At 71.3% G+C, this 23,733-nt stretch carries 22 protein-coding genes; 13 read left to right on the plus strand and 9 right to left on the minus strand.

Going from position 1 to position 23,733, the window contains the following annotated elements; all coding sequences use genetic code 11:
* Window positions 1-52: 52 nt before the first annotated feature.
* Window positions 53-1,216 (plus strand): Gfo/Idh/MocA family protein, encoded by a 1,164-nt coding sequence (locus tag ACZ58V_RS09385; RefSeq protein WP_468184683.1) that lies wholly within the window; start codon window positions 53-55, stop codon window positions 1,214-1,216.
* Between the two features lie 4 nt (window positions 1,217-1,220).
* Here the strand turns inward: ACZ58V_RS09385 and ACZ58V_RS09390 are convergent, their stop codons facing one another.
* Both ACZ58V_RS09390 and ACZ58V_RS09395 read right to left on the minus strand, forming a co-directional pair.
* Window positions 1,221-1,832 (minus strand): TMEM175 family protein, encoded by a 612-nt coding sequence (locus ACZ58V_RS09390; protein ID WP_468184681.1) that lies wholly within the window; start codon window positions 1,830-1,832, stop codon window positions 1,221-1,223.
* 73 nt (window positions 1,833-1,905) lie between these two features.
* Window positions 1,906-2,940 carry a LacI family DNA-binding transcriptional regulator gene (locus ACZ58V_RS09395; RefSeq protein WP_471289255.1) on the minus strand — a complete coding sequence of 345 codons (1,035 nt, stop codon included), beginning with the start codon at window positions 2,938-2,940 and terminating at the stop codon, window positions 1,906-1,908.
* Between the two features lie 108 nt (window positions 2,941-3,048).
* On the opposite strand from ACZ58V_RS09395, the gene ACZ58V_RS09400 reads away from it, so the two are divergent.
* The 3 genes from ACZ58V_RS09400 (at window position 3,049) to ACZ58V_RS09410 (ending at window position 6,160) form a co-directional block, all read left to right on the plus strand.
* Window positions 3,049-4,206: a phytanoyl-CoA dioxygenase family protein gene (locus ACZ58V_RS09400; protein ID WP_471289258.1), complete on the plus strand. Its 1,158-nt coding sequence runs from the start codon at window positions 3,049-3,051 to the stop codon at window positions 4,204-4,206.
* Window positions 4,207-4,268: 62 nt separating this feature from the next.
* Window positions 4,269-5,045, plus strand: coding sequence for an SDR family oxidoreductase (locus ACZ58V_RS09405; protein WP_468184674.1), 777 nt, complete (start codon window positions 4,269-4,271; stop codon window positions 5,043-5,045).
* 110 nt (window positions 5,046-5,155) lie between these two features.
* The gene (locus ACZ58V_RS09410) at window positions 5,156-6,160 is read left to right on the plus strand and encodes a Gfo/Idh/MocA family protein (RefSeq protein ID WP_471289261.1); all 1,005 of its coding nucleotides are present in this window, start codon (window positions 5,156-5,158) and stop codon (window positions 6,158-6,160) included.
* Between the two features lie 37 nt (window positions 6,161-6,197).
* Here ACZ58V_RS09410 and ACZ58V_RS09415 read toward each other — a convergent pair whose 3' ends face one another.
* Window positions 6,198-6,800: a GOLPH3/VPS74 family protein gene (locus ACZ58V_RS09415; RefSeq protein ID WP_468184669.1), complete on the minus strand. Its 603-nt coding sequence runs from the start codon at window positions 6,798-6,800 to the stop codon at window positions 6,198-6,200.
* A 101-nt stretch (window positions 6,801-6,901) separates the two neighbouring features.
* Here ACZ58V_RS09415 and ACZ58V_RS09420 point away from each other — a divergent pair, with 101 nt between their 5' ends.
* Window positions 6,902-7,918, plus strand: coding sequence for a Gfo/Idh/MocA family protein (locus ACZ58V_RS09420; RefSeq protein ID WP_471289264.1), 1,017 nt, complete (start codon window positions 6,902-6,904; stop codon window positions 7,916-7,918).
* A 32-nt stretch (window positions 7,919-7,950) separates the two neighbouring features.
* Here ACZ58V_RS09420 and ACZ58V_RS09425 read toward each other — a convergent pair whose 3' ends face one another.
* Genes ACZ58V_RS09425 through ACZ58V_RS09445 form a run of 5 tightly spaced genes read right to left on the minus strand, consistent with a single transcriptional unit; the run spans window position 7,951 to window position 12,890 of the window.
* Window positions 7,951-8,973, minus strand: coding sequence for a Gfo/Idh/MocA family protein (locus tag ACZ58V_RS09425; RefSeq protein ID WP_471289266.1), 1,023 nt, complete (start codon window positions 8,971-8,973; stop codon window positions 7,951-7,953).
* An 18-nt stretch (window positions 8,974-8,991) separates the two neighbouring features.
* The gene (locus tag ACZ58V_RS09430; RefSeq protein WP_468184661.1) at window positions 8,992-9,894 is read right to left on the minus strand and encodes a sugar phosphate isomerase/epimerase family protein; all 903 of its coding nucleotides are present in this window, start codon (window positions 9,892-9,894) and stop codon (window positions 8,992-8,994) included.
* 1 nt (window position 9,895) lies between these two features.
* A complete protein-coding gene (locus tag ACZ58V_RS09435; protein ID WP_471289268.1) occupies window positions 9,896-10,789 on the minus strand; it encodes an ATP-binding cassette domain-containing protein in 894 nt (297 codons plus the stop codon).
* A 5-nt stretch (window positions 10,790-10,794) separates the two neighbouring features.
* Window positions 10,795-11,871, minus strand: a complete 1,077-nt coding sequence (locus ACZ58V_RS09440; protein ID WP_468184657.1) for an ABC transporter permease — start codon at window positions 11,869-11,871, stop codon at window positions 10,795-10,797.
* The gene (locus ACZ58V_RS09445) at window positions 11,871-12,890 is read right to left on the minus strand and encodes a sugar ABC transporter substrate-binding protein (protein WP_471289270.1); all 1,020 of its coding nucleotides are present in this window, start codon (window positions 12,888-12,890) and stop codon (window positions 11,871-11,873) included. The genes ACZ58V_RS09440 and ACZ58V_RS09445 overlap by 1 nt, the downstream gene beginning before the upstream one ends.
* 323 nt (window positions 12,891-13,213) lie before the next feature.
* On the opposite strand from ACZ58V_RS09445, the gene iolC reads away from it, so the two are divergent.
* The 6 genes from iolC to ACZ58V_RS09475 all read left to right on the plus strand — a co-directional run bounded on the left by iolC (window position 13,214) and on the right by ACZ58V_RS09475 (window position 20,252).
* On the plus strand, window positions 13,214-14,191 hold the full coding sequence (gene iolC / locus ACZ58V_RS09450) for a 5-dehydro-2-deoxygluconokinase (protein ID WP_468184652.1): 978 nt from the start codon (window positions 13,214-13,216) through the stop codon (window positions 14,189-14,191).
* A gap of 13 nt (window positions 14,192-14,204) precedes the next feature.
* Window positions 14,205-15,083, plus strand: coding sequence for a Cgl0159 family (beta/alpha)8-fold protein (locus ACZ58V_RS09455; protein WP_468184650.1), 879 nt, complete (start codon window positions 14,205-14,207; stop codon window positions 15,081-15,083).
* A gap of 61 nt (window positions 15,084-15,144) precedes the next feature.
* The gene (iolB, locus tag ACZ58V_RS09460) at window positions 15,145-16,038 is read left to right on the plus strand and encodes a 5-deoxy-glucuronate isomerase (protein WP_468184647.1); all 894 of its coding nucleotides are present in this window, start codon (window positions 15,145-15,147) and stop codon (window positions 16,036-16,038) included.
* Complete coding sequence (gene iolD, locus ACZ58V_RS09465) at window positions 16,035-17,909, plus strand: 3D-(3,5/4)-trihydroxycyclohexane-1,2-dione acylhydrolase (decyclizing) (protein ID WP_471289273.1); 1,875 nt, start codon at window positions 16,035-16,037, stop codon at window positions 17,907-17,909. Before iolB ends, iolD begins: the two co-directional genes overlap by 4 nt.
* Before the next feature lie 42 nt (window positions 17,910-17,951).
* Window positions 17,952-19,445, plus strand: coding sequence for a CoA-acylating methylmalonate-semialdehyde dehydrogenase (locus ACZ58V_RS09470; protein WP_468184643.1), 1,494 nt, complete (start codon window positions 17,952-17,954; stop codon window positions 19,443-19,445).
* Window positions 19,446-19,466: 21 nt separating this feature from the next.
* Window positions 19,467-20,252 carry a GntR family transcriptional regulator gene (locus ACZ58V_RS09475; RefSeq protein WP_468184640.1) on the plus strand — a complete coding sequence of 262 codons (786 nt, stop codon included), beginning with the start codon at window positions 19,467-19,469 and terminating at the stop codon, window positions 20,250-20,252.
* Between the two features lie 7 nt (window positions 20,253-20,259).
* On the opposite strand, the gene ACZ58V_RS09480 is transcribed toward ACZ58V_RS09475, so the two are convergent.
* Window positions 20,260-21,084 carry a DUF427 domain-containing protein gene (locus ACZ58V_RS09480; RefSeq protein WP_468184638.1) on the minus strand — a complete coding sequence of 275 codons (825 nt, stop codon included), beginning with the start codon at window positions 21,082-21,084 and terminating at the stop codon, window positions 20,260-20,262.
* 127 nt (window positions 21,085-21,211) lie between these two features.
* On the opposite strand from ACZ58V_RS09480, the gene ACZ58V_RS09485 reads away from it, so the two are divergent.
* Both ACZ58V_RS09485 and ACZ58V_RS09490 read left to right on the plus strand, forming a co-directional pair.
* A complete protein-coding gene (locus ACZ58V_RS09485; protein WP_471289276.1) occupies window positions 21,212-22,546 on the plus strand; it encodes a PP2C family protein-serine/threonine phosphatase in 1,335 nt (444 codons plus the stop codon).
* Between the two features lie 67 nt (window positions 22,547-22,613).
* Window positions 22,614-23,621: an MASE1 domain-containing protein gene (locus tag ACZ58V_RS09490; protein ID WP_471289277.1), complete on the plus strand. Its 1,008-nt coding sequence runs from the start codon at window positions 22,614-22,616 to the stop codon at window positions 23,619-23,621.
* The last annotated feature ends 112 nt before the right edge of the window (window positions 23,622-23,733 follow it).

Genomic DNA, 23,733 nt, shown 5'->3' on the forward strand with positions numbered 1-23,733 from the left:
CGCGCTCAGGGTGGGCTGGACAGGTTCTGGAACGGTCCAAAGAGGGGCTCTCATGGTGGACACGCTCGGCGTCGCCGTCATCGGATTCGGCTGGATGGGGCGGGTGCACACCCAGGCGTACGCGCGTGTGCGGCACCACTTTCCGCAGTTGCCCCTCGTCCCGGAGCTGGTGACGGTCGCCGAGGAGGTGCCGGGCCGGGCCGAGGAGGCCGCCGCGCAGTTCGGGTTCGCCTCGACGACGCGTGACTGGCGCGAGGTGGTCGCCGACCCGCGGGTCGAGGCGGTCAGCATCACCGCGCCGAACTTCCTGCACCGCGAGATCGGCGTGGCCATGGCCGAGGCGGGCAAGCACATCTGGATCGAGAAGCCGGTGGGGCTGACCGCCGAGGACGCCGGCGCCGTGGCGGACGCGGTGGCCGAGGCGGGCGTGCGGGGCACCGTCGGCTTCAACTACCGCAACGCGCCCGCCGTCGAAGCGGCCCGCGAGCTGATCGCCTCCGGGGAGATCGGCACGGTCACGCATGTCCGCATCCGGTTGTTCAGCGACTACGCGGCTCATCCCGAGGGGGCGCTGACCTGGCGGTACGAGCGGGAGCGGGGCGGCAGCGGGGTGCTGGGCGACCTGGCCTCGCACGGCACCGACCTGGCCCGGCATCTGCTCGGCGACATCACCTCCCTCACCGCCGACACCGCGATCTTCCTGCCCGAGCGGGCCCGCCCGACCGGCGCCACGGCCGGCCACAGCCGCGCCTCCGGCGGGGAACTCGGCCCCGTCGAGAACGAGGACTACGTCAGCTGCCTGCTGCGCTTCGCCTCCGGGGCGCGCGGTGTCCTGGAGGCCTGCCGGGTCTCGGTCGGCGAGCAGAACAACTACGGCTTCGAGGTGCACGGCACGAAGGGCGCGGTGTTCTGGGACTTCCGCCGCATGAACGAACTGGGCATCAGCCGCGGCACGACGTACCAGGACCAGTCCGTCACCACGGTGTACGTGGGCCCGGGCCACGGCGAGTTCGGCGCGTTCCAGCCCGGTGCGGCGAACTCGATGGGGTACGACGACCTGAAGGTCATCGAGGCGTACCGCTTCCTGCGCTCCATCGCGGAGGGCACCCCGCACGGGGCCACGCTCAAGGACGCCGTGCACAGTGCGGCAGCGCTGGACGCGATGGCGCGGTCGGTGGCCAGTGGTGCGTGGGCGGACGTGTCCGCGGGGGCATGACGTCTCACGCCTGCTTCTGGAGGCGGCGGCCGAGGAAGAACCTCACCGGGACGAGGACGAGCCACAGCCACATGGCGTGCGATCCCACCACCAGGGCCAGCGGGACGGTCACGGCGAACACCGCCACCATCGTGGCGCTGTCGAGGAGGTAGAGCGTGGTTCCGGCCTCCGATGGGGTGCCGTGGCGAAGCCAGGGGCGTTTGGCCAGGACGGCGGCCAGCGCCAGGTGGCCGGCGCCCATCGCGGCGACCGCCGCCCCGTAGACGGCGACCGAGACGGGCTCGTCGCCGTACTCCGCGAGCAGCCTGGTCGGGAAGGGCACCAGGGCCGCGACACCCAGTCCGGCGATGCACAGGGTGATCACCTGTCCGTCGACCTCCCGCACATCACGGAAGATCCTGCGATGGTCGTGCCAGAAGCTGCCGAGCACCGTGACGCTGAGCACGTAGGCCCCGAGATCCGGGAGCAGCCGGCGCAGCGCCTGGTCGTACTGGTCCGCGTCCAGTCCCCGCGGTACGTAGAGGTCCAGGACCAGCAGCGTGATGGCGATGGCGAACACACCGTCGGCGAGCGTCAGCAACCGGTCGGGCCCGCCGTCCGGGCGTGATGTCCACATGGGCACGACGGTAAGGGCCGCGCCGCGACACGTTCGGCATCCACGCCCGGCCACGTACCGGCCTCACCCCACCTCACACACCCGGGGCCTGCGGCGGCATGTTGTACGGCGTCACCACCTGGATCGCCGACGGCAGGGTCGGTCCCGCCGGCGGCAGCGCGTCGTGCGCCCGCATGAGGGTGTGGCAGGCCTCGCGTACGTCCTGGCGCAGGTCGTGGTGGAGCACGGCGGACAGGCGGTGCTCGCGCAGCAGCCGGGTGTTGTCGTGGTCGAGGTCGTGCGCGACGAACACGGCGCACTCGCGGCCGAGGTCCTCGAACGCCCTGAGCGTGGCGATGTTGCCGCCGCCGATCGAGTACACCGCGCGGATCTCCGGGTCGCGTTCCAGCGCGGCCCGCACGAGGTCGTACTGGGTGGCGTCCAGGCCCTGCCCCTCGGCGATCTCGACCAGCGTGCGCTCGGGGTGCCGGGCGCGCATCCCGCCGCGGAAGCCCATCTCGCGCTCCTCCTCGTTGCGGAAGAAGCCGCTGCTGAGGCTGGTGAGGATGTTGCCCGGCCGGTCGCCGAGCCACTGTCCCATCAGATACGCGGCCGTCGCCCCCGCCGCCCGGTCGTCGATGCCGACATAGGCGCGGCGGGCGCTGGCGGGCAGGTCGGTCACCAGGGTCACGACCGGGATGCCGGCGGCTTCGAGCCGGCCGACGGCGGCGGTGACCTCGGGGACGTCCGGGGCCTTGAGGATCACGCCCTGCGAGCCGCGCCGGGCGATCCGGTCCAGGGTGCGCACCAGTTCCCCGACCGGGCCGGTCTCGCGGAAGTGGAAGCGGGAGCGCAGCACCGCCGGATGCAGGGACGGCAGCTCGGCCTCCAGGGCGGCGCGGATCGCCGTGGTGAAGCGCTCGGGTGCCTGCATCACGATGTCGACCATGAACGTCCGGCCGACGAGCCGGACCTGCGTGCGCTGCCGGTCCAGGTCGGCTATCGCCCGGCGCACCTCGCGTGCGGTGCTCTCCCGCACCCCGCCCCGGCCGTTGAGCACCCGGTCGACGGTCGCCTCGCTCAGTCCCGCCTGACGAGCGATCTCCCGGATCGGGAAGGGGTGGCCCATGCGCCGGCTCCTTGAGGGGTTTTTGATGGCTGCCTGCTGGTTGTTCGAGGGGTTTGTACTGACAAGAATGACAGGGCTGCGTCGCTCTGTGACCCCGAAGGGACGACGATGTCCTTCACTTCCGTACACCACCGTGCCTGGCTGTCCGAGCAGGACTGCGATCTCGACGCGTTCCGCGCGCTGGTCGAGCAGGAGACGGACCCCGCCGACTATCCGCACGCCTCCGCCGTGGAGCGGAACGTGCCGGTCTACGACACCGGTCTGCTGGAGGGCGACCGGGTGGTCCAGGCCGAGCTGTCCCGGGCGCTCGCCGACGGTCCCGGCATCGTCGTCTTCCGCGGTGCCTTTCCCGACCCGGACGTCGTGGACCGGGCCACCGCCGTGTTCGACGCCCTGATCGCCGAGCAGCGCGCCTCGGGCGCGACGGCCGGTGACCACTTCGCGAAGCCGGGCGCCAACGACCGGGTGTGGAACGCGCTGGAGAAGGCGGCCCTGTACGACGCGGAGACCTTCGCCGACTACTACGCCAACGAGGTGCTCGCGCTGGTCGCCACGGCCTGGCTGGGCCCCGGCTACCAGGTCACCTCCCAGCTCAACGTGGTCAACCCGGGCGGCGCCGCGCAGAGCGCGCACCGCGACTACCACCTGGGCTTCCTGTCCAACGAGGTCGCCGCCGCCTACCCCGCGCACGTGCACCGCCTCTCCCCCGTGCTGACCCTCCAGGGCGCGGTCGCGCACTGCGACATGCCGGTGGAGTCCGGACCGACGATGTACCTGCCGCACTCGCAGAAGTACGAGCCGGGCTATCTCGCCTGGCGGCTTCCGCGGTTCCGGGCGTACTTCGAGGCGCACCAGGTGCAGCTGCCGCTCGCGAAGGGCGACGCGGTCTTCTTCAACCCGGCCCTCTTCCACGCCGCCGGCACCAACCGCTCGGCGGACATCCGGCGTATGGCCAACCTACTGCAGGTGTCGTCCGCGTTCGGGCGCGCGATGGAGACGGTGGACCGGGAGGCCGTGGCGAACGCGGTCTACCCGGCGCTGCTCGAGCGCCGGGCCGAGGGCGCCGACCAGGCGTGGCTGGACCGGGTGATCGCGGCGAGCGCCGAGGGCTACCCCTTCCCCACCAACCTCGACAGCGACCCGCCGGTCGACGGCCTGGCCCCGCCCTCGCAGGCGGATCTGCTGCGGCGGGCGCTGCGCGAGAAGTGGACCCCGGAGGTGCTCCGTGCGGAGCTGCGGGCCGGTACCGAACGGCGCGAGAGCTAGTGCCCCGGCTCTGGAGAGCCGGCGAAAGAGATTCAGAGAGCTTCAGAGAGCTGAGGGACTTCATGGGACTTCTGGACGACCGGATCGTCCTGGTCAACGGCGGCAGCCAGGGCGTCGGCGCCGCAGTAGCGCGGGCCGCGGTCCGCGAGGGGGCGGTCGTGGCCGTCACCGGGCGGCGCCCCGAGCCCGGCGAGGCCTTGGTGGAGGAGCTGATCGCCGGAGGCGGCAAGGCCCTGTACATACGGGCCGATCTGTCGGACGCCGAGCAGGCGAAGGCCTCCGTGGCCCGGGTCGTCCAGGCGTACGGCCGCGTCGACTGCCTCGTGAACTCCGCCGGGCTGACCTCCCGCGGAACGCTGCTGGACACCACGCCCGAGCTGTTCGACCAGCACATCGGGATCAACCTCAAGGGACCGTTCTTCGCCATGCAGGCGGCGGTCGCGGACATGGTGGCGCGCGAGGCGCCCGGCACGGTCGTCAACATCATCACGTCGTCGGCGCACGGCGGGCAGCCGTTCCTCGCGCCGTACGTCGCGGCGAAGGCGGGGCTGATCGGGCTGACCCGCAACGCCGCGCACGCGCACCGGTGGGACCGGGTCCGGATCAACGGGCTGAACATCGGCTGGACCGCGACCGAGGGCGAGGACGCGACGCAGCGGGCGTTCCACGGAGCTGGGGACGACTGGCGTGAGCAGGCCGCGGAGAAGCTGCCGATGGGCAAGCTGGGCCAGCCGGACGAGATCGCCGACTTCGTGGTCCTGCTGTTGTCGGACCGGTCCGGGGTGGTCACCGGGTCGATCATCGATTGGGATCAGAACGTGCTCGGTGGGCTCGACTGAGGATGTGCCGCGTTCTGTGATTGGCCGTGTGCGGCGCCGCGGTGGCTGGTCGCGCAGTTCCCCGCGCCCCTGAGGGGGCGCACCAACCCTGCAACAAGGAGCAACACCCCATGCGTATCGGAATCCTCGGCCTCGGCCGTATCGGCGCCTTCCACGCCGAGACCCTGTCCGGGCTCGACGCCGTCGAGTCGCTCGTCGTCACCGACCCGTTCGCGGGTGCCGCCAAGGCCGCGGCCGAGCGGTTCGGCGCCGAGGTCGTGGACTCGCCCGAGGCCCTGCTGGCCGCCGGCGTGGACGGCATCGTCGTCGCGGCGGCGACCGACGCCCACCCGGCGCTGATCCTGGCCGGGGTCGAGGCCGGGGTCCCCGTCTTCTGCGAGAAGCCCGTCGCCAAGACCATGAGCGAGGGCGTCGAGGTCCTCAAGGCCGTCCGGGGCAGGGACGTGCCGATCCAGATCGGCTACAACCGCCGCTTCGACGCCGGGTTCGTCAACGCCCGCGCCGCCGTGCAGAGCGGTGAGCTCGGCACGCTGCACACCGTGCGCTCGACCACGCTGGACCCGGCGCCGCCGCCGGCCGCGTACATCGCCGCCTCCGGCGGCATCTTCCGCGACTGCTCGGTGCACGACTTCGACATCATCCGCTGGGTGACCGGCCGTGAGGTGACGGAGGTGTACGCCGTCGGCGGCAACCGCGGCGCCGACTTCATCAAGGAGGCCGGCGACGCCGACACCACCGGCGCGATCCTCACCCTCGACGACGGCACGATCGCCGTGGTCTCCAACTCCCGCCACAACGCCCGTGGTTACGACGTCCGCATGGAGATCCACGGCTTCACGGACTCCATCGCCGTCGGCCTGGAGGACAAGCTGCCGCTGCGCTCGGTCGAGCCGGGCGTGACCTTCCCCGCGGGCACCCCGCACGACTTCTTCATGGACCGCTTCACCGAGGCCTACCGCGCCGAACTGACCGCTTTCACCGAGGTCGTCGCCGGCGCCCGCCCCTCCCCCTGCACGATCGAGGACGCCCTGGAAGCGGGCTGGATCGCCGACGCGTGCACCCTGTCGCTGCACGAGCACCGTCCCGTGACCATCGAGGAGGTGCGGGCGGTCTGACGTTCCGCTCAGGGGGGCGGGCCCTGGCACCCGCGGCTCACGGAGCGCGCCAGACGTTGGCGAACGCCTCGTCCTCGATGGCCCGTCGACGGCGGACGGCGCCCAGTTCCGCCACGGCGTCGGCCACCGCGGCGAACACGGCCTGGGCCGCGTCGTCGGGCAACGGAAGGTCCTCGGGTACCTCGTCGCGCGCTCCGACGGCCGCCGCGAGTGTGGTGAGCACCGGCTCGTCGGTCGCCCGGCGGTGCCGGGCGCGCTGCCGGGCAGGGGACTCGACCGGCGTCGGCATGGTGCCGCGGAAGCGGATCCAGGAGGCTCGCGGCCGTGAGAGGAGCCCCTCTTCCTCGAGGACGGTCAGGTACTCCTGGGCCAGTCCACGGCCCCTGCGCCACAGCCAGTCCTCGATCGGCTCGTACGGCTTGTCACGCACCAGCGCCGTCGCGGCCTGCTCCAGCAGCGGGTCGTCGAGGGGCGGCGCCGGGCGGGACACGATGCGGTCGGCGTCCAGCGTCACCACCTCGGCACCGAGCAAGTCGATCACCTCGGCCCCGGCCAGCCCGAGCGACAGGTCACCCTGCGTCACCGGCCGGCCGGCGGCCGCGTCCATCGCCACGATCATCAAGTCGCGTGCTGTACTCATCACCGCTCCCCTCGGAGGCACTGATCACGCTACGCCGCGACCGCCCGCAGGGCGACCAGGATCCGTACCACGCGAGGCCACAACGAGGAGGAATGGCAGGCATGAGCGAACCAGACCGGGAACCCCTGCGCATAGGACTGCTGGGAGCCGCGCGGATCACCGAACGCTCCCTGATCGATCCGGCCCGGGCGACCGGCCACCGGCTCGTCGCGGTGGCCGCCCGCGACCGTGCCCGCGCCGAGGCGTTCGCCTCCGAGCACGGTGTGGAGCGGGTGGCGGGGTCGTACGCCGAGCTGGTGGCCGATCCCGAGATCGACGTCGTCTACAACCCGCTCGCCAACGGCCTGCACGGCCCGTGGAACCTGGCCGCGCTGGCGGCGGGCAAGCACGTCCTGTCGGAGAAGCCGTCGGCGAGCAACGCGCAGGAGGCGGCGGAGGTACGGCAGGCCGCCCAGAAGGCCGGGACGGTCTTCATGGAGGCCTTCCACTACCTCTTCCACCCGGTCACCCGCCGCCTGCACGAGCTGCTGGACTCGGGTGAACTCGGCGAACTGCGGCACGTCGAGGCCATGGTCGCCATCGCCGCGCCGCCGGACACCGACCCGCGCTGGTCGCTGCCGCTGGCCGGCGGCGCCCTGATGGACCTGGGCTGCTACGGCCTGCACGCGCTGCGGATGCTGGCCCCCTGGGCGGGCGGCGCACCGCGCCTGGCCGGGGCCCGGGGCGGGGAGCGGGCCGGCGCGCCCGGGGTCGACGAGTGGCTGGACGCCGATCTGGAGTTCCCCGGCGGTGCCACGGGCTCCGCCCGCTGTCACATGGCGTACGACGGGCTGGAGATGAGCATCCGGATCGTCGGCTCCCGGGGCGAGGCGACGGCCCCGAACTTCGTGCTGCCGCAGCTGGACGACCGGATCGTGGTCCTCACCCCGGAGGGCGAGCGCACGGAACGGCTCGGGACGCGCTCGTCGTACACCTACCAGCTGGAGGCGTTCGCCGCCCGGGTGCGGGAGGGCGCTCCGCTGCCGCTGGACGCGGACGACGCGGTGACGACCATGGAGCTCATCGACGCCAGTTACCAGGAGGCCGGGTTCGCGCCCCGGCCTCGGACCAGGATCTGAAACAGGCCCGGGGGGGCACCCCCCGGGCCTGTTCACACGTACAGCTCGGGTCTCTCCACCAGCTCGACCTCCACCCGCCCGCCGTCCTCCAGCGCCCGTACACCCGCCTCGCACACGGCCGCCGCGGCGTAGCCGTCCCAGACGCCCGGGCCGGTGACCTCGCCGCGCCTGGTGGCGTCGACCCAGGCCTGGATCTCGTGGTCGTAGGCCGTCTCGAAGCGTTCGGTGAAGTCCTGGGCGATGGTGCCGCCCCAGCGGCCGGCCATGTTGGTGACCAGGGCGTGGCCGTCGCCGATGCGGGCGGTGCCGCGTTCGCAGACCACCTCGGCCTGGACCTGGTAGCCGAAGCCGCAGTTGACGAAGATCTCCACGTCGGAGAGGGCGCCGCCGTCGGTCTCGAAGACGACGAACTGCGGATCGCGCAGCCCGTCGGGGGCGTTGGCGGACGGGGTCGGGCGCAGCACCGTGACGGCCGTGATCTCGTGGCCGAGGAGCCAGCGGGTCGCGTCGGCCTCGTGGGCGACGGAGTCTGTGATGAGCATGGTGCTGGTGAAGAAGGGCGGGCTGGCCGCGTTGCGGTGCCGGTTGTGCACCATCAGCGGGCGGCCCAGCTGGCCGGTGGTCAGCAGGGCCTTCAGCTTCGCGTACTCGGGGTCGTAGCGGCGCATGAAGCCGACCTGGACCCGGCGGTGGCCGAGGCGCGTTTCGGCTTCGAGGACGCGCAGGGCGGAGGCCGCGTCGGGGGTGAGGGGCTTCTCGCACAGGACGGGCAGATCGTGCTCGAAGGCGGCGAGCAGGGTGGCCTCGTGGGCCGGGCCCGGTGAGGCGATCAGGACGGCGTCGACGTCGGCCGCCGCCATCGCGGCGGCCGGGTCCGTGTAGGCGGAGCAGCCGTCGACGCGGGCGGCGACGGTTTTCGCGCGTTCCGCGTCGACGTCCACGACGGCTGTCACCCGTGCTCCGCTGGTGACCTCATGGATGCGGCGCACATGGTCGGCGCCCATCCTTCCGGTACCGATGACCGCGACTCCAAGGGTGGTGGCGCGCTCAGTCATGGCCGTCCTTTCGGGTCGTCAGGCGCCGCAGGACCTCAGGAACTTACGGGTGCGCACCGCGATCGGCAGCGGCTTGTCCGGCTCGCAGGGGTACATGTCCTGCTCGACGATGGCGAAGAGGTCCACGCCGAGCTTCTGCGCGGCCGTCAGGACCGGGCCCAGCTCGGGGACGCCGGCGGGCGGTTCGCACATCACACCGCGCTGCACGGCGGGGCCGAACGGGATCTCGTTCTTGACGACGTCGGCGAGGATCTCGGGGTCGACCTGCTTGAGGTGCAGATAGCCGATGCGCTCGCCGTACGTCTCGATCAGCTTGACGCTGTCGCCGCCGCAGTAGGCGTAGTGCCCGGTGTCCAGGCAGAGGTTGACGTGGTCGGAGTCGGTCGAGTCGAGGAACTGCTCGACGTGCTCCTCGGTGTCGATGTGGGTGTCGGCGTGCGGGTGGACGACGATGTCCAGGCCGTACTTGTCCTTCACCTCACGGCCGAGGCGCTCCATGCCCGTGGTGAGGTTGCGCCACTGCTCGGTGGTGAGCTCCGGGGGCTCCAGGATCTCGGCGGTCTTGTCGTCGCGCCAGAAAGACGGGATGACGACGAGGTGCTTGGCATCCATGGCCTGGGTGAGCGCGGCGACGTTGCTGACCTGCTCCCAGGTGGAGTCCCACTCGGAGGGGCCGCGGTGCAGACCGCAGAAGATGGTGCCGGCGGAGACCTTGAGGTTCCGCTTGGTCACCTCGTCGGTGAGCCGGGCCGGGTCGGTCGGCAGGTAGCCGTACGGGCCGAGTTCGATCCACGAGTAGCCGGCTTCGGCGACCTCGTCGAGGAAGCGTACCCAGGGCACCTGCTGGGGGTCGTCGGGGAACCAGACGCCCCAGGAGTCGGGGGCGGAGCCGACCCGGATGCGGTCGAGCGCGAGGGCCATGTCAGGACTTTCCTTCCGAAGACGAGGCTACGGGGGCGGTGAGGTCTCCCGCCTCGGGGAGCTCTTCGACGTCGACGCCGCGTACCTGCGCCAACTCGTGCTTGAGGGAGGCCAGTTCGGTACCGCCGGCCATGTGGTTGGTCAGCTCCTCGAGGCTGACCTCGCTGCGGGAGGCGGACAGTTCCATGGTGCCGAGGCGCAGCACGCTGAAGTGGTCGCCGACCATGTAGGCGTGGTGCGGGTTGTGGGTGATGAAGATGACGCCCAGGCCCTTCTCGCGGGCGGCGGCGATGTACTTCAGTACGACACCGGACTGCTTGACGCCGAGGGCGGCGGTCGGCTCGTCGAGGATCAGGACGCGGGCGCCGAAGTAGACGGCGCGGGCGATGGCCACGCACTGGCGCTGGCCGCCGGAGAGCGTGCCGATGGGCTGCTCCACGTCGTCCAGGACGATGCCCATGTTGCGCAGTTCCTCGTCCGCGGTCTTCTTCATCTTCTCGATGTCGAGACGGCGGACCGGCCAGGGGCCCTTGGTGATCTCGGAGCCGAGGAAGAAGTTGCGCCACACCGGCATCAGCGGGACGACGGCGAGGTCCTGGTACACCGTGGCGATGCCCTTGTCGAGGGCCTCGCGCGGGGTGGAGAAGCGCACCGGTGCGCCGTCGACGAGGAACTCGCCCTCGGTGTGCTGGTGCAGCCCGGAGATGATCTTGATGAGGGTGGACTTGCCGGCGCCGTTGTCGCCGAGGACGCAGGTCACCTTGCCGGGGTGGACGGTGAGGTCGACGCCGTGCAGGGCGCGGATGTTGCCGTAGGACTTGCCGGCGCCCTTGAGTTCGACAAGAGCGGCGTCCTTGGTGGCGGCCTCGTCGGTGGCGGTTGCTTCGCTGGTCATTGCGGTCACCTCCGGGTCGCCGTGCGCTGGACCCACAGATTGATGAGGACGGCGCCGAGGAGCATCACGCCGAGGAAGGCCTTGAACCAGTCGGGGTTCCAGCCGGCGTAGACGATGCCCTGCTGCACCATGCCGAACATGAAGGCGCCGAAGACCGGGCCGATCGCGGAGCCGTAGCCACCGGTGAGCAGACAGCCGCCGATGACGGCTGCGGCGATGTAGATGAGCTCCTGGCCCACGCCCTCGCCGGACTGCACGGTGTTGAACGAGAACAGCTGGTGCATGCCGACGAACCAGGCGCCGAAGCCGACCAGCATGAACAGGGAGATCTTGGTGAAGGTCACCGGGACGCCGACGGCCCGGGCGGAATGCTTGTTGCCGCCGACCGCGAAGATCCAGTTGCCGTACTTGGTGCGCAGCAGCACCCAGGTGGCCAGGGCGGCGAAGACCAGCCACCACACCACGGTGATCTTGACGTTGACCCCGCCGACGTTGAAGGTCGAGGCGAAGAGCTTCTGCGCCTGGGTGAAGCCGTCCATGTCGCTGATGTCGTCGGTCGCCACGTTCTCGGTGACCAGCTTGGTGACGGCGAGGTTCACGCCCTGCAGGATCAGGAAGGTGCCCAGGGTGACCAGGAAGCTCGGCAGGCCGGTCTTGACCAGCAGCCAGCCGTTGAACGCGCCGATCGCGAGCGACACGAGCAGGGCGACGATCACGCCCACCCAGACGTTCAGGGTGAGCTGGTAGCTGAGCATCGACGCGGTCAGCGCCGAGGTGATCACGGCGACACCGGCCGAGAGGTCGAACTCGCCGCCGATCATCAGCAGGGCCACGGGCAGCGCCATGATCCCGATGGTCGACGACTGGTACAGGATGTTGGCCATCGAGCTGCCGTCGCGTACCGGCGGCGCCGTGAACAGGAAGAACACGAGCACGGCGACGGCGCCGAGGAAGACGCCGACCTCGGGCCGGGCGAGCAGCCGCAGCGCCAGCGGGCGCTGCCGCGTCCGGCCGTCGGACTGCTTCTGGCCGGGAGCCGGCGGCGTGTCCACCGCCGGCGTGGCCTGCTGGGTCATGCTCATCACCGGTTGCCCTTCGCGGCGAACTCCCCGATCTTGTCGACGTTGGACTTGTCGACGAAGGCCGGGCCGGTCAGCACGGGCTGCTCACCGCCACCGCTGTAGTTGCCGTTGTTCTTGTAGAGCCACAGGCCGTCCACCGCCAGGTAGCCCTGGAGGTAGGGCTGCTGGTCGACGGCGAACTGGATGTCGCCGCCCTTGATGGACTTGATGAGGTCCTTGTTGAGGTCGAAGGTGGCGACCTTCGCCTTGCTGCCGGCGTCGCCGACCGACTGCACCGCGGTCAGCGCGAAGGGGGCGCCGAGCGTGACGACGTAGTCGATGGAGGGGTCCTGCTTGAGCTTGGCGGTGATCGTCGACTTCACGGCGGGCATGTCGGTGCCGTTGACGTTCTGCGGGTCGACCTTGCCCTCGAAGGTCTTCGCCACGCCGTCGCAGCGCTGGGTGAGTCCGACGTTGCCCTGCTCCTGCATGACGCAGAGGACCTTCTTGGCGCCGACCTCGTTCAGCTTCTTGCCGAAGGCCTCGCCGGCGACGGACTCGTCCTGGCCGAAGAACTCCAGCAGGTTGAGGTTCTTCCAGTCGCTCAGGCCGGAGTTGAGGCCGACGACGGGTATGCCGGACTTCTCGGCCTTGCCTATGACGCCCTTGAGCGCGTCCGGCTTGGCGAGGGTGACGGCGATGCCGTCGACCTTCTGGTCGATCGCGTTCTGGACCAGGTTGGCCTGGTTGCCCGCGTTCGGGTCGGCGGAGTAGACGAGCTTGATGTTGTCCTTGGCGGCCGCGGCCTCGGCACCCTTGCGGACGGTGTCCCAGAAGGTGTCGCCGGGCGCCTGGTGGGTGACCAGGGCGACGGTCATGCGCGGCGTGGTCGCCTTGCCGGCGGAGGCGTTCGCAGCGCCTTCCTCGGCACCCTTGCCCCCGGAACTGCTGGAGCAGCCGGCGAGAGTCAGGGCCGCTGCCGCGGCCACGGCGACGAGGGGCGCGATTCTGCGGGAGCGGGGGTGAGAAGAGCGGTCCATCTTTCCTGGCACCTCACTGTGCTACTGCGGGGGAAAGGGGAGGGATCACGAAGGGATCCGTGGTCCCGGAGCCTTACGGAGTCCGGATCATGATGCCGCAAACAGACTGTGGCGATGCCACGGGATACAAGTCTCTGGCGCGCCCGCTGTCAATACTTTGTTAAGACATCATTTCACGAGCAGGTCCGAATGTAAGTACAAACTATTGACAGCGCCGCCCTCCGAGACCTACACCTGAGGGGCGGCAGGTCCCGCGGATCCACGCCCCCACCGTGTCAGGGCGCCCCGGGACCCGCATCCCCAGCTTCCCGAGGAGGTCGCGCATGGCCGGGCCGGCACAGTATTTCGACTTGATCACGATGGGCCGCATCGGAGTCGACCTCTATCCCCTGCAGACCGGCGTCTCCCTGGACCGTGTGGAGACGTTCGGAAAATTCCTGGGAGGTTCCGCGGCCAATGTGTCGGTCGCGGCGGCCCGCCTGGGACGCCGTACGGCGGTGATCACCCGCACCGGCGACGACCCCTTCGGCACCTACCTCCACCAGGAGCTGAAGTCCTTCGGCGTCGACGACCGCTGGGTCACCCCGGTCGAGGCGTACCCCACCCCGATCACGTTCTGCGAGATCTTCCCGCCGGACGACTTCCCGCTGTACTTCTACCGCCGCCCCAAGGCACCGGATCTGGAGATCCACACCGACGAGCTGGACTTCTTCGCGATCCGCGGGGCCCGCATCTTCTGGATCACCGGTACCGGCCTGAGCGAGGAGCCGAGCCGCTCCGCCACGCTCGCCGCTCTCAAGGCCCGCGACAAGTCCGGCATCACCGTCTTCGACCTCGACTGGCGGCCGATGTTCTGGCGCGACCCCGAGGAGGCCCGCCCGTACTACCGCGAGGCGCTGCGCCACGCCACCGTCGCGGTCGGCAACCTCGACGAGTGCGAGATCGCCACCGGCGTGCGCGAACCGCAGGCCTGCGCCGACGCGCTGCTGGAGGCGGGCGTGGAGCTGGCCGTCGTCAAGCAGGGCCCCAAGGGCGTGCTCGCCGTGCACCGCGACGGCACCCGGGCCGAGGTGCCGCCGGTGCCGGTCGAGGTGGTCAACGGCCTGGGCGCGGGCGACGCCTTCGGCGGCTCGCTCTGCCACGGTCTGCTCGCCGGCTGGGACCTGGAGAAGATCATGCGCCACGCCAACGCCGCCGGCGCCCTCGTCGCCTCCCGCCTCGCCTGCTCCTCCGCGATGCCGACCGAGTCCGAGGTCGCGGACCTCCTCGCCGAGGCGTCGTCGGCGAGCACGAGCCTCTGAAACGGAGCCCGCATTGAACATCGGCATCCCCGACCTCACCACGGTCAGAGCCCGCAACCCCGAGGCGGTCGCCGAAGCGGCCGCCCGCCGGGTGCGCCGCCCGCTGATCGGCGACAGCGGCCGGCTGATGATCGTGGCCGCCGACCACCCGGCACGCGGCGCCCTCGGGGTCGGCGACCGGCGCCTGGCCATGGCCAACCGCGCCGATCTGCTGGAACGGCTGTGTGCCGCGCTGTCGAGACCCGGCGTCGACGGGGTGCTCGCCACCGCCGACATCCTGGAGGACCTGCTCCTGCTCGGGGTGCTGGAGAACAAGGTCGTCATGGGGTCGATGAACCGCGGCGGACTCGCCGGGGCCTCCTTCGAGATGGACGACCGCTTCACCGGCCACCGCGCCGAGGACATCGCCCGGCTCCGCTTCGACGCGGGCAAGCTCCTGGTGCGCATCGACTACGACGACCCGGGCTCGCTGACCACCCTGGAGTCCACGGCCCGTGCCGTCGACGCCATGGCGGCACACCGGCTCCCCCTGTTCGTGGAGCCGTTCATCTCCCGGCGGGTCGACGGACGGGTCCGCAACGACCTGTCCGCCGACGCCGTCACCCGGTCCGTCGCCATCGCCTCGGGCCTGGGCGGCACCTCGGCCTACACCTGGCTGAAGCTGCCCGTCACCGACGACCCGGACGACATGGCCGAGGTGCTGGAGACCTCCACGCTGCCCGTCGTCCTGCTCGGCGGCGAGGTGGGCGAGGACCAGGAGGGCGCCTACGAACGCTGGCGCAAGTCCCTGCGTCTGCCCACCGTCCAAGGCCTGGTCGTCGGGCGATCGCTGCTCTACCCGGCCGAGGGCAGCGTGGAACAGGCGGTGGACACGGCCGTCGGCCTGCTGTGATGCAAGAGGCACCTGCTGTGATTCAAGTGGCACCTGCTGTGATCCGAAAGGCACGCACACGATGACGTATCACCTTCCCGCGGGTAAGGCCCTCGGCGGCCCCTACATCGTCGACATCACGCCCGAGAAGGCCGGCTGGGGCCACTCCAGCCTGCGGATCCTCGAGCTGCCGCCGGGCGGCACGCACTCCTTCGAGACGGGCGAGAGCGAGTGGATCGTCGTCCCGCTGAGCGGCGGCTGCACGGTCGCCTCGGCGGACGACTTCAGCCAGGACACCTTCGAACTCCGGGGCCGCCGGGACGTCTTCAGCGGCGTCAGCGACTTCGCCTACGTGCCGCGCGACGCCCGGGCGACCGTGACCTCCGCCGCCGGCGGGCGGTTCGCGCTGACCGGCGCGCGCTGCGACCGCCGGCTGCCCGCCCGCTACGGGCCGGCCTCCGACGTGCCCGTGGAGCTGCGGGGCACCGGCAACTGCTCCCGGCAGGTCAACAACTTCGGCGCGGCGGGCGTGTTCGAGTGCGACAAGCTCATCGCGGTCGAGGTGATCACGCCGGGCGGCAACTGGTCGTCGTTCCCGCCGCACAAGCACGACGAGCACCGGCCGGGCGAGGAGTCCGTGCTGGAGGAGATCTACTACTTCGAGTTCGCCGGTCACGACGGCACGCCGGGCCTCGGCTACCAGCGGGTCTCGCCGTCCGGGCAGGGCCAGGGCACGGACGTGCTGGCCGAGGTCCGCGACGGCGACGTCGTCCTCATCCCGGACGGCTGGCACGGGCCCTCGATGGCCACGCCCGGCCACCACATGTACTACCTCAACGTCATGGCGGGCCCGGAGGCCGATCGCGCCTGGCTGATCTGCGACCACCCCGACCACGCCTGGGTCCGCGACACCTGGCCCAACCAGCCGGTCGACCCCCGGCTCCCCCTCTACACCGCCCCGGAGACCTCCGCATGAACGCCCGCACCCGCCGACTGACGACCGCCCAGGCCCTGGTGCGGTTCCTGTCCGCCCAGTACACCGAGCGGGACGGCGTGCGGCGCCGGCTGATCGCCGGGACCTGGGGCATCTTCGGCCATGGCAACGTTGCCGGAGTCGGCCAGGCGCTGCTGGAGGCGGGCGAGGAGGTCATGCCGTTCCACCAGGGCCGCAACGAGCAGTCCATGGTGCACGCGGCGGTCGGCTACGCCCGGCAGCTGAACCGCCTGTCCGCGCAGGCGGTGACGACCTCGATCGGCCCGGGCGCCACGAACCTGGTCACCGGTGCCGCGCTGGCGACGATCAACCGGCTGCCGGTGCTGCTGCTGCCCGGCGACTACTTCGCCTCGCACGCCCCCGACCCGCTGCTGCAGCAGCTGGAGCACCCCGTCGAGGCGGATGTGTCGGTCAACGACACGCTGCGCCCGGTGTCGCGGTACTTCGACCGGATCACCCGCCCCGAGGCGCTGATCCCGTCGGCGCTCCAGGCCATGCGCGTGCTGGCCGACCCGGCCGAGACCGGCGCCGTCACCCTCGCCCTGCCCCAGGACGTGCAGGCGGAGGCGTACGACTGGCCGGAGGAGTTCTTCGCCGAGCGCGTCTGGTACGTACGGCGTCCCGCGCCGGACCCGGTGGAGCTGGCGGCGGCCGTCGAGGCGATCAGGTCGGCCGAGCGCCCGCTGATCGTCGCGGGCGGCGGCGTCCACCACAGCGAGGCCGAGGAGGCCCTGAAGGCGTTCGTGGAGGCGACGGGCATCCCGGTCGCCTCGACCCAGGCCGGCAAGGGCTCGCTGCGCCACGACCACCCCGCCGACCTCGGCGGCATCGGCCACACCGGCACGGCGGTCAGCGACGACCTCGCCCGCACCGCCGACCTCGTGATCGGCGTGGGCACCCGTTACACGGACTTCACCACGGCCTCCGGCACGCTCTTCCAGACCCCGGACGTGCGGTTCCTCAACCTCAACATCACCGGCTTCGACGCGCACAAGCTGGCGGCCCGCACGCTGGTCTGCGACGCGAAGTCCGGCCTGGAGAGGCTGCTGGAGGCGCTCTCCGGCCACCGGGTGGGCCAGGAGTACGAGGCGGAGTACCGCTCCGGCAAGGACCGCTGGGACGAGGTCGTCGAGGCCGTCTACCGCGCCGACGACGAGAACGCCGTGCCGACCCAGACGCAGGTGCTCGGCGCACTGGACGCGACCGTGGGCGACGACGACGTGGTGATCAACGCCGCCGGCTCGCTCCCCGGCGACCTGCACAAGCTGTGGCGCTCCCGCGGCCCGCGCCAGTACCACCTGGAGTACGGCTACTCCTGCATGGGCTACGAGATCCCGGCCGGCATCGGCGTCCAGCAGGCCGCCCCGGGCACCCCGGTCTGGGCGCTGGTCGGCGACGGCACCTACCTGATGATGCCGACGGAGATCGTCACGGCCGTGCAGGAGGGCCTGCCCGTCAACATCGTCCTCATCCAGAACCACGGCTACGCCTCCATCGGCGGTCTGTCGCAGGAGACCGGCGGCGAGCGCTTCGGCACCGCCTACCGCTTCCGGGCCGCCGACGGCACCTTCACCGGCACCCCGCTCCCCGTCGACCTGGCCGCCAACGCCGCCAGCCTCGGCATGGACGTGCTGCGCGCCAAGACCGTGCGCGAGCTGCGCGAGGCACTGGCCGCGGCCCGCGCCTCCGACCGGCCGACGTGCGTCTACGTCGAGACCGACCCGGCCCCGACCGCTCCCCCGGCCGAGGCCTGGTGGGACGTGCCGGTGGCCGAGACCGCCTCCCGCGAGGCCGCCGTAGAGGCCCGCGAGCGCTACGACCGCCAGGTCGCCGGACGCCGCCGCCACCTCTGAACTCCCCGCTGACATCAGGCTCCACGAAAGGCCCCGCACACGATGAACACCATCACCCACTGGATCGACGGCAAGCCCGTCGAGGGCACCTCCGGCCGCTTCGGCCCCGTCTACAACCCGGCCACCGGCGCCCAGGAGAAGCAGGTCGCCTTCGCGACCGTCGACGAGGTGGACGCCGCCGTCGCCTCCGCCAGGGCCGCCTTCGAGTCCTGGGGAGAGTCCTCGCTCGCCAAGCGCACGGCGATCCTGTTCAAGTACCGCGAGCTGCTGGACGCCCACCGCGACGAGATCGCCGAGCTGATCACCGCCGAGCACGGCAAGGTGCACTCCGACGCGCTCGGCGAGGTCGCGCGCGGCATGGAGATCGTCGAACTCGCGTGCGGGATCTCCGTCCAGCTCAAGGGCGAGTTGTCCACCCAGGTCTCCACCCGGGTCGACGTGGCCTCCATCCGCCAGCCGCTGGGTGTGGTCGCGGGCATCACGCCGTTCAACTTCCCGGCGATGGTGCCGATGTGGATGTTCCCGCTGGCCATCGCCTGCGGCAACACCTTCGTGCTGAAGCCGTCCGAGAAGGACCCGTCGGCCTCCTTCAGGCTCGCCGAACTCGCCTCCGAGGCCGGGCTGCCCGACGGCGTCCTGAACATCGTGCAGGGCGACAAGGTCGCGGTGGACCGCATCCTGGAGCACCCGGACATCGAGGCGGTCTCCTTCGTCGGCTCGACCCCGATCGCCAAGTACATCCAGCTCAAGGCCGTCGAGCACGGCAAGCGCGTGCAGGCCCTGGGCGGCGCCAAGAACCACATGCTCGTCCTGCCCGACGCGGACCTGGACCTCGCCGCCGACCAGGCGATCAACGCGGCGTACGGTTCGGCGGGCGAGCGCTGCATGGCCGTGTCGGTCGTGGTCGCGGTCGGCGACATCGGTGACGAGCTGGTCGGCAGGATCGCCGAGCGGGCGAAGAGCCTGAAGATCGGCCCGGGCAACGACCCGGCGTCGGAGATGGGCCCGCTGATCACCCGCGAGCACCGCGACAAGGTGGCGTCGTACGTCTCCTCGGCCGCGGGGCAGGGCGCCGAGGTCGTGGTGGACGGCACGGGCTTCTCGGTCGACGGCCACGAGGACGGCTTCTTCCTCGGCGTCTCGCTGCTGGACCGGGTGCCGCTGACGGCGGACGCCTACCGGGACGAGATCTTCGGCCCGGTGCTGGCCGTGGTGCGCGCGGAGACGTACGAAGAGGCCATCAAGCTGATCAACGACTCCCGCTGGGGCAACGGCACCGCGATCTTCACCCGGGACGGCGGCGCCGCGCGCCGCTTCCAGCTGGAGGTCAAGGCGGGCATGGTCGGCGTCAACGTGCCGATCCCGGTCCCGGTCGGCTACCACTCCTTCGGCGGCTGGAAGGACTCGCTCTTCGGCGACCTGCACATCTACGGCAACGACGGCATCGCCTTCTACACCCAGGGCAAGGTCATCACCACTCGCTGGCCGGACCCGTCCGACGGCGGTATCAACCTCGGTTTCCCGAGCAACTCCTGACACCCGGAGGGGGGTTCATCCATGGCGAAGACCGGTGACCGGGCCCGCACCACGGCCGTCCCCGCGCTCAGCTCACTGGACTTCGCCCTGGACCGGGGCAGTCCCGTGCCGCTGTACCACCAGCTCGCGCAGCAGCTGGAGGCCGCGATCGAGCACGGGGTCCTCACTCCGGGCAACCTCCTGGGCAACGAGGTCGACCTCTCCGTGCGCCTCGGTCTGTCCCGCCCCACCGTCCGCCAGGCCATCCAGTCCCTCGTCGACAAGGGGCTGCTGGTCCGGCGGCGCGGGGTGGGCACGCAGGTGGTGCACAGCCAGGTCAAGCGCCCGCTGGAGCTGAGCAGCCTCTACGACGACCTGGAGGCGGCCAAGCAGGGGCCCACCACCGAGGTCATGCGCAACGAGGTCGTCCCGGCGTCCTGCGACGTCGCGGCCGCGCTCGGCGTCGCGGAGGGCAGTGAGGTCACCGCCCTGGAACGGCTGCGCCGCACACACGGCCAGCCGGTCGCCCTGCTGTGCAACTACCTGCCGACCGCCCTGCTGGACCTCGACGGCGACCGCCTGGAGTCGACGGGGCTGTACCGGATGATGCGCTCGGCGGGCATCACCCTGCACAGCGCCCGCCAGACCGTCGGCGCCCGCGCCGCCACCGCGGAGGAGGCCGCCCGCCTGGACGAGCAGGAGGGCGCCGCGCTGCTCACCATGCAGCGGACGGCGTACGACGACACCGGGCGCCCGGTCGAGTACGGGACGCACATCTACCGGGCGTCGCGCTACACGTTCGACTTCCAGCTGCTGGTGAGGCCTTGAGCCGGTCCTACGAGCGGCTCCCCCTGCGCAGCATCCGGCTGAACGGTGTGTCAGGGCGGTCCAGACGCTCGCCGTCCAGCGTGATGTCCACGGCCTCGTTGAAGAAGGCGACGCGCCCCTGGATCGCCGCCACGGCGGGCAGCGGGGCGGCGTAGCTCCAGACGATGTTGGGCGGCACGTCGCCCTCGCCGCGCCAGGACCAGTACTCGGCGGTGCCCTTGTAGGGGCAGCCGGTGCTGTGATCGGTGGCGTCGAACAGGTCGAGGCGGACGTCCTCGCGGGGGAGGTAGTACCGGGTCGGCAGGGAGGTCTCGAAGAGCAGGACGGGGTCGCGGGTGTCCGCTACGACCTGCCCGTCGATCTCGACCCGGACATGGCGGCTGCTCGGCAGCGCGTCCACGCGTTTGTGCGGGTCGCGGGGGTGGATGAAGATCTCCTCGTCCTCCTCGTACCAGTGGTCGAGGCCCGTGTCGGTGCGCAGGAACCACTCGAAGGCGATGTGGCCGGCGAGGTCGTCGGCGGGGAACGTCCAGGCCGCGTTGTCGCGCACCTCGCCGTCCGCTTCGAGGTCGTAGAAGATCCGGGAGCCGGTGTGCTTGCCGGTGGGCGGGTTCTTCGCCGGGCGGAGGAGGTCGGTGCGGACGTCCGCGTGCGGGAAGACGTACTGCGGCACGGGCAGGTGGGGCTCCCAGACGAGCACGGGGTGCCGGCTGTCGACGACGGTGACGTCGCCCTTGCGGCCGCGCACCCATCGCTCGCTGGGTTCCCACCTGAGGCCTTCGGGGGTGGTCCTGATCGACGGGGCGGCGGTGTGGGCCGGGCGTGTGGTCATGGCCGGTGCTCCTCGGGGAGGTCCGGATGTCCGTTCCCCTCCACGGTCCCACGGTCTCGCCACGCGGGGTCGAGGCGGACCCGCACTAAGCTGGAGGAACCCGACATCAGGCCGCGAGGCGCTCGTGATGGCAGGAGAGAGGCGAGGGCGGCATCCCAGGCAGCCGCAGCTGCCCGACCTGCACGTGCGCCTGCGTACCGAGCTGGGCCGGATCGACGAGCAGTTGCGCGCCCTGCTGGACGCCATGGACCGGATGCAGGGCCTGCTGGGCGCGGTGGTGGCCATCAGCCGGGAGGTGGAGCTGACCGCGGTGCTGCACCGCATCGTGACCACCGCCATGGACCTGGTCGGCGCCCGCTACGGCGCGCTGGGCGTGCTCAACGCGTCCGGTGAGCGCCTGGAGGAGTTCATCACCGCCGGTCTGTCCGAGCGGGAACTCGACGACCTGGCCGGCACCGACCTGCCGCGCGGCCTGGGCGTCCTCGGCCACTTGATCAGCCACCCCGAACCCCTGCGGCTCGACGACATCCCGGCCCATCCGTCCGCCGTCGGCTTCCCGCCCGGCCATCCGCATCTGCGGACGCTGCTCGGAGTCGCCATCAGCGTCCGCGGCGAGATCTACGGCGATCTGTACCTCGCCGAGCGGCGTGACGGACAGCCCTTCGACATCCATGACGAGAACCTCGTCACCGCCCTGGCCAGCGCCGCCGGGATCGCCATCGAGAACGTCCGTCTGTTCGAACAGGTGCGGGTCGGAGCCGAGCAGTTCCAGCGGCTTCTCCTGCCCGCGCTGCCCGACCTGCGGCCCTTCACCGCCGCCGCCGTCTACCGGCCGGCCGCCGAGCCCAGCAAGCTCGGAGGGGACTGGTACGACGCGATCCCCCTGTCCGGCGGCACCGTGGCGGTCGTCATCGGGGATGTGGTCGGCCACGATCTGAAGGCCGCGGCCGCCATGGCCTCCACCCGCAACATGCTGCGGGCCCTGCTGTTCGACCGGGGCAGTACGCCCGGCGCGCTCCTGGCCCGGCTCGACCGCATACTCCAGGCCATCACGAGCAATCCCGTCACCACCACCGCCCTGGCCCGCATCGAACCGGAGGGACCGGGCTGGCGCATCCACTGGAGCACGGCGGGCCATGTCCCGCCCCTGCTGATCACCCCCGACGGACAGGCGGAGTACCTGATCGCCGAGCCCGGACTGCCGCTCGGGGTCGACATGGAGGAACCCCGCCCCGACCACTCCCGGTTCCTCCCCCCGGACGCCACCGTCGTCTTCTTCACCGACGGGCTGATCGAGCATCCCGCCCACCCCATCGACGAGAGCCTGGACGAACTCGCCGTGCTCGCCACCGCCCACGCGCATCGGCCCCTGCCCGAGTTCGTGCGGGCGCTGGCCGACCACCACCCGAGCGACGGTCACGACGACATGGCCGTTCTCGCGCTGCGCACCCCGCCCGCCTGACCTGCCGTGGAGGTTCAAGTGGATCCGACGGATGATGGTCGGGGTGATGTCGATGCGGAGGTCCCCGATGGCTGTCGCGCGGCATGCCGTGGCCCGGCGCTTCGGCGCGGTCGCCCTGGAGATCTGCGCCGTCGCCGCGCTGTACTGGGGCTCGGCCGAGCTCGGACTGCTCCAGCAGCAGGTGCGTGGCCAGGTCACTCCCCTGTGGCCGCCGAGCGGTATCGCGCTGGCCGCTCTGCTGCTGCGCGGGCCCCGGGTCTGGCCGGGGATCGCCCTCGGGGCGTTCCTGGTCAACATCTCGCTGGGGCCGTCGTTCCTGGCCGTACTCGCGATCGCGGCGGGCAACACGCTCGCGCCTGTCTGCTCGTACGCCCTGCTGCGCCGTGCCGGGTTCCGCGGCGAGATCAACCGCCTGCGTGACGCCCTCGCACTGATCTTTCTCGGCGCGTTCACCGGCATGCTGGTCAGCGCCACCGTGGGCACCGGGACGCTCGTCCTCACCGGGGTGCTGGACGCCGGCGAGTTCTGGCCGACGTGGTCGGTCTGGTGGACCGGCGACGCGGTGGGCGTCCTGACGGTCACACCGGTCCTGCTGATTCTCCGCTCGGCGCGCCGGCCCCAAGGCGTCCCGCTGTCCCGATGGGTGGAGGGGATCCTGCTCGTGGCGGTCACGATCTGCGTCGGCTTCGTCGAGACCAGCAGCACGCCGCTGCTGTTCCTCGGCTTCCCGCTGCTGATCTGGGCGGCCTTCCGCTTCGGGCTGGCCGGGGCCGCACCCTGCGCCCTCGCCGTGTCGACCTTCGCGATCATCGCGGCCGCGCAGAACACGGGCCCGTTCGCCGGTCATGACCTCTTCACCAACATGATCACCCTGCAGGCGTTCAACGGCTCCGTCTCGCTGACCGCCCTCGTGCTCGGAGCGGCGGTCAACGAACGCGCCCAGACCGAGCGGGAGATCGCGCTGGCGTGCGGGCAGCTCGCCGAGATGGTCACGAAGATCGCCGCGAGCGACCGCCCTCCCGCACTTCCCGCCGGTGAGGGTGAGCGGGAAATGCGGGACACGGCCCCGAAGTGACGAAGGGGGCGGTCCCCGAACTCGTCCTGATGGCGCGGGGCTTTGGCCGGAAGGCCAAAGCGGCCCCCGCCGTCTTGGCCGACGCGCACACCCTTCTCGACGTCCCCTTTCC

Source organism: Streptomyces sp. NPDC040589, from assembly GCF_055594445.1.